4 protein-coding genes and 1 pseudogene are annotated in these 5,925 nt (G+C 73.4%); all 5 read left to right on the top strand.

Annotated elements, in window-relative coordinates; translation table 11 throughout:
* The first annotated feature begins 24 nt into the window (after window positions 1–24).
* Entirely contained in the window at window positions 25–2,295 is a 2,271-nt protein-coding gene (locus tag AC13HU_RS30540) for a xanthine dehydrogenase family protein molybdopterin-binding subunit (protein WP_483045212.1), read from the top strand.
* Between the two features lie 340 nt (window positions 2,296–2,635).
* A complete protein-coding gene (locus AC13HU_RS30535; protein WP_483045211.1) occupies window positions 2,636–3,289 on the top strand; it encodes a response regulator transcription factor in 654 nt (217 codons plus the stop codon).
* A gap of 1 nt (window position 3,290) precedes the next feature.
* Complete coding sequence (locus tag AC13HU_RS30530) at window positions 3,291–4,592, top strand: sensor histidine kinase (RefSeq protein WP_483045210.1); 1,302 nt, start codon at window positions 3,291–3,293, stop codon at window positions 4,590–4,592.
* Window positions 4,593–4,927: 335 nt separating this feature from the next.
* A complete protein-coding gene (locus AC13HU_RS30525) occupies window positions 4,928–5,491 on the top strand; it encodes a hypothetical protein (protein ID WP_483045209.1) in 564 nt (187 codons plus the stop codon).
* Window positions 5,488–5,925 (top strand): annotated as a pseudogene (locus AC13HU_RS30520) (peptidoglycan-binding protein); the annotation flags it as partial. The gene AC13HU_RS30525 and the pseudogene AC13HU_RS30520, both read left to right, overlap by 4 nt.

The following is a 5,925-nucleotide window of genomic DNA, read 5'->3' as shown; positions in this document are numbered from 1 at the left end:
GCAACCGCAGCCGTGACCGAGACGCTGGCCGGGCAGGACGGCGAACCGCACGGCATCGGCGCGCCGCTGCCCTCCACCGAGGCGCTGCCGAAGGCGCAGGGCACCTACCCGTACGCCGCCGACCTGTGGGCCGAGGGCCTGCTGTGGGCGGCGGTGCTGCGCTCGCCGTACCCGCACGCGCGGATCACCCGGATCGACACCACCGACGCGGTCGCGATGCCCGGCGTACGGGCCGTCCTTACCCACGAGGACGTGCCCGGCGACGCCATGCACGGCCGCAAGGTCGCCGACCGGCCGGTCTTCGCCCACGAGGTCGTACGCCACCACGGCGAGCCGATCGCCGCGGTCGCCGCCGACCACCCCGACACCGCCCGGCTGGCCGCCGCCGCGATCCTCGTCGAGTACGAAGTACTTGAGCCGGTCACCGACCCGGAGAAGGCGTTCGCGGCGGAGCCGCTGCACCCCGACGGCAACCTGATCCGGCACATCCCGCTGCGCTTCGGCGACTCGGAGGCGGTCGGCGAGGTCGTGGTGGAGGGCCTGTACCGGGTCGGCCGGCAGGACCCCGCGCCGATCGGCGCCGAGGCCGGCCTGGCCGTCCCGCGCCCCGACGGCGGCGTGGAGTTGTACGTCGCCTCCACCGACCCGCACGCCGACCGGGACATCGCCGCCGCCTGCTTCGGCCTCGAAACCGACCGGGTCAAGGTCGTCGTCACCGGCGTGCCCGGCGCGATGGGCGACCGCGAGGACTCCGGCATCCAGCTCCCGCTGGGCCTGCTGGCGCTGCGCACCGGCTGCCCGGTGAAGTTCGTGGCCACCCGGGAGGAGTCCTTCCTCGGCCACGCCCACCGCCACCCCACCCTGCTGCGCTACCGTCACCACGCCGACGCCGAGGGCCGTCTGGTCAAGGTCGAGGCACAGGTCCTGCTCGACGCGGGCGCCTACGCCGACGCGTCCTCCGACGCGCTCGCCGCCGCGGTCGCCTTCGCCGCCGGCCCCTACGTGGTGCCGCACGTCTTCGTCGAGGGCTGGGTGGTGCGCACCAACAACCCGCCGTCCGGGCACGTACGCGGCGAGGGCGCGCTCCAGGTCTGCGCGGCCTACGAGGGCCAGATGGACAAGCTCGCCACCAAACTCGGCCTGGACCCGGCCGAGATCCGGATGCGGAACATACTGGCCACCGGCGATCTGCTGCCCACCGGCCAGACCGTCACCTGCCCGGCGCCGGTCGGCGACCTCCTCAAGGCCGTGCGCGACGCCGACCTGCCGCCGCTGCCCGACGGCGACGACGAGTCCCAATGGCTGCTGCCCGGCGGCGTCTCCGGCGCCGGCGAGCCCGGGGCGGTGCGCCGCGGAGTCGGCTACGCGCTCGGCATGGTGCACCTGCTCGGCGCCGAGGGCGCCGACGAGGTGTCCACCGCGACCGTACGCATCCACGACGGCCGGGCCACCGTCATCTGCGCGGCCGTCGAGACCGGGCAGGGCTTCACCACGCTGGCCCGGCAGATCGTGCAGGAGGTGCTGGGCGTCGACGATGTGCGGGTGCTGCCGTCCGACACCGATCAGCCGCCGGCCGGGCCCGCCGCCCGCGGGCGGCACACCTGGGTGTCGGGCGGGGCGGTGGAGCGCGCCGCGAAGATGGTCCGCACCCAGCTGCTCCAGCCGCTCGCCGCGAAGTTCGGCATGTCCGTGGAGTTGCTGTCCATCGCCGACGGCAAGATCACGTCCTACGACGGGGTGCTGTCCACGACGGTCGCCGAGATCCTCGACGGCAAGGAGTTGTGGGCCACCGCGCAGTGCCGCCCGCACCCCACCGACCGGCTCGACGACACCGGCCAGGGCGACGCCTTCGTCGGGCTCACCTTCTGCGCGATCCGCGCCGTGGTCGACGTCGACATCGAGTTGGGCGCGGTGCGGGTGGTCGAGCTCGCCGTCGCCCAGGATGTCGGGCGCGTACTCAACCCACGCCAGCTCGCCGCCCGTATCGAGGCCGGCGTCACCCAAGGGCTCGGGCTCGCCCTCATGGAGGACCTGCGGGCGCCGCGCGGCATCATCAAGCGGCCCAACCTCACGGGTTACCCGCTTCCGACCGCCCTCGACGCGCCCGACGTCCGCATCGTCAAGCTCGTCGAGGAGCGCGACGTCGTCGCCCCCTTCGGGGCCAAGGCCGTCTCCGCGGTGCCCGTCGTCACCTCGCCGGCCGCCATCGCCGCGGCCGTCCGCGCCGCCACCGGCCGCCCCGTCAACCGCCTCCCCATCCGCCCCCAGGCCGCGGTGGTCAAGCCTCCGGCGTAGGGGGCTCGCCGTGTGGCGCGTTGTCTGCCCCGCGGGGCTCCGCCGCCCTCAATCGCCGGGCGGCGCCGACCGCCGCTTCCCCGGCGGCGAACCGGCCGGGGAATCGGCCGGGGAATCGTGAGCGGCGGCGGACACCGGCGGCGGGCAGCGGCAGGATGCGGGACGGGGCCGCCGCACAGGGGCCCGAAGTAACCTGGCCACCGCACCCGGCCGACCACGCGGACAGGACCATGGGAACGCTGTGACCGGGGTGTGACCGCGGTCCGGGCAGGCTGACCGGCATGAACGGCCTGTGCTTCCCGGACCCTCGACCAACAAGCGCCGCGCCGGGGGTGAAGAGTTGAGGGTCCTCGTCGTCGAAGACCACGCCGAACTCGCCGACTCGGTGGCGCGCGTGCTGCGCCGCGAGGGAATGGCGGTCGACGTCTCCTACGACGGAGCCGCCGCGCTCGAACGCGCGACCGTCATCGCCTACGACGTCGTGGTGCTCGACCGGGACCTCCCGAAGGTGCACGGCGACGCGGTGTGCGGCGTGCTGGTGGAACAGGAGCACCGGCCCCGCGTCCTGATGCTCACGGCATCCGGCACGATCGCCGACCGGGTCGAGGGCCTCACCCGCGGTGCGGACGACTACCTGCCCAAGCCCTTCGCCTACGCCGAACTGGTCGCGCGCATCCGCGCCGTCGCCCGTCGCCCCCAGCAGGCGCTGCCGCCCGTCCTGGTCCACGGCGACCTGCGGCTGGACCCGGCCCGCCGCGTCGTCACCCGCGCGGGCGACCGACTGCGGCTCACACCCAAGGAGTTCGCGGTACTCGAATGCCTGCTGGCAGCCCAGGGCCGACCGGTGTCCGCCGAGGAACTCCTCGAACGCGTCTGGGACGAAGCGGCCGACCCTTTCACCAACACCGTCAAGACGACGGTCAACCGCCTGCGGCCGAAGCTCGGGTCGCCGCCCCTGATCGAGACCGTCCCGCGTGGCGGCTACCGGATCTGAGATGCCGATGCGCCTGCCCCGCCTGCCTCGCCCGATGTGCCTGATCCCCGCCGGCGTCCCGGCCCGCTTCCTGCCGCGGCGCGTCCGGATGCGCCTGACCGTGCTGTTCGGCCTGCTCTTCGTCGCCTCCGGCGCCATCCTGCTCGCCATCACCTACTTCCTCGTCTCCGACCGCAAGGGCAGCATCGTCATCTTCAACCAGAGAGCCGACGGGCTGCCGGTGCCGGACGGCCACGGCGGTGCCGCCGCCCAGCCGGGCCAGGCCCCTCCCTGGGCCGACGGAGGCGCCCGTGAACTGCGTGAACAGGCCGTCCATCAGCACGCCCTGGAGATGCACCACCTCCTGGCACAGTCCGGCGTCGCACTGGCGATCATGACCGGCATCTCCATCGTGCTCAGCTGGCTGGTCGCCGGCCGCGTCGTGCGTCCCCTGCGCATCATGACCCTTACCATCCGGCGGATCTCGGCGCGCAACGTCCACGAGCGGCTCGACACCAAGGGCCCCTCCGACGAACTCAAGGACCTGGCCGACACCGTCGACGGACTCCTCGGCCGGCTGCAGACCGCGCTCGATTCGCACAAACGGTTCGTCGCCAACGCCGCCCACGAGTTGCGCACCCCGCTGACCTTGGAGCACGCGCTGCTCCAGGAGACCCTCATGGACGACGACGCCACGGCCGAGACCTTCCGGGTCACCTTCGACCGCCTGCTCGTCATCAGCGGGCAGCAGGCGCGCCTGCTGGAGTCACTCCTCACCCTCGCCGGCAGTGAACGGGGCGTCGAGCACCCGGAACCGCTGGACCTGGCCGCGCTCGCCGAGGACGTACTGCTCTCCTTCGAAGCGCAGATCGAGGAACGCGGACTGCGTCTGGCGGCCGATATCCGGCCGACGACCGCCTTCGGCGACCCCGCCCTCGTCCGGCGCCTGGTCGCCAACCTCCTCGACAACGCCGTCGACTACAACGTGCCCGATGGCCGCGTGGAGATCGCTACCGGCGCCACCGCCTCCGGCCGCCCGTTCGTCTCCGTCTCCAACTCCGGGGACGAGATCCCGCCCGAGCAGGTGGACCGGCTGTTCGAACCTTTCCAGCGGCTCGTCCGCACCCCGGGCGACGGCCACCACGGCCTCGGCCTGTCCATCGTGCGGGCCATCGTCACCGCGCACGGAGCCGAACTCGTCGCCCACGCGCGCCCCGGGGGTGGCCTGGTCATGGAAGCCGTTTTCCCCGGACGTGTGGATGAGCCGGACGCCGGAGCCGCCACCGGGCACCACACGGCCCGTAGGGCGGTCGTGCGCCTGTAGCGGGTGAATCCCGGCGACCGGCGCCAAGCGGCTGCCGCTCCGTGTCCCCGTGACCGTCGGCACCGTGTGCGGTCGGGGCCGGGGCCGGGGCCGGTGGCGGTGGTCCGGTGAGCGGCCGGTCGGACGACGAGGGACCGCGTGCGTCACCTTCAAGCCCACCTCGGCGTACGACCTCGACGCGGCCGCGACGCCGCCTCGGCCCTACGACCGGCATCGGCATCGGCTTCCCCGGCGCCCGCGGGCCCCACGCTCCTGGAGCGGGCCGCCCCTGATCCGTCGTCGCCGACGGGCTTCTGTGTCCGCCGTGTGACCGCCCGCTGCGTAGAACTGGGCCCATGTTCACTCCGAAGAAGCGAACTTTCTCGCACACCGTGCTGGCCGCGTCGGCGCTGGCCGTTGTCGTTTTCGTGACCGGCTGCTCCGACGACCCCGCGCACCACTCCCCGACCGGCGGCGAGGCCGGCTCCGGCACCTCGGCCTCCCCGACCAGCCCCTTCGACAAGGCCCTGGACTACGCCGCGTGCATGCGGTCCAACGGCGTCCCTGACTTCCCCGACCCGCAGCAGGACAGCGGTGGCATCCAGATCAGCCCCGGTGACGTCGACCCGAACTCCAGCGGGTTCCAGAAGGCGGAGAAAGCCTGCCACGACAAGATGCCACAGGGCCAGGGCGGCGCCGACGGTGGACAACTCGACTCCGCCAAGGTCGCGGAGTGGGCCAAGTGCATGCGGGAGAACGGGCTTACCAAGCTGCCCGACCCGGAGATCAACGGCAGCAACATGAGCATCGACCCGAAGGCCGCCGGGATCACGCCCGAGGAGTTCCAGAAGGCGCAGCAGGCGTGCCAGGACAAGTACCCGGGCGGCGGCCTGATGCTGGGACCGGGGCCGGGCCTGTGACGACCTCCGACGAGACCGAGCACGTCGCACGCGGCGAGGATTTCGCGGCTCCGGAGCGCGGGACACCGGACGCCGCGGCGGGCGCCGAGCCCAAGCAGAGCAGCGAGCCCAAGGAGAGCGCCGAGGCTCCCGCCAACGGGAGCGACGACTGCGGTTGCGACCCCCGTGACCCGGCAGCGGCCCGTGGCGGCCGCACGCGCCACCCGGCGCGTACCGTGCTGTTCCTCGCGGTCGCGGTCGCCGTGGTCGCGGCCGCCGTCACGACCGCCTCCGGGACCTTCGGCAACGACGGTGGGGGCTCCACCGGCACGGCCGCCTCCGGGCCGCCCGCTACGACCAAGGTGCGGCGGACCACACTGACCGACACCGAGACGGTGAACGGCGACCTCGGCTACGGCGACGCGACCGATGTCCAGGCTCCGGCCTCCCCGGCC

The sequence above is a fragment of the Streptomyces sp. NH27 genome (assembly GCF_056859195.1).
This window is presented reverse-complemented; position numbering and strand designations above follow the sequence as displayed.

Excerpts from the sequence above, each read along its gene's own strand:
- AC13HU_RS30530 (WP_483045210.1), top strand. The coding sequence starts at position 3,291 with ATGCCGATGCGCCTGCCCCGCCTGCCTCGCCCGATGTGCCTGATCCCC.
- AC13HU_RS30525 (WP_483045209.1), top strand. The coding sequence starts at position 4,928 with ATGTTCACTCCGAAGAAGCGAACTTTCTCGCACACCGTGCTGGCCGCG.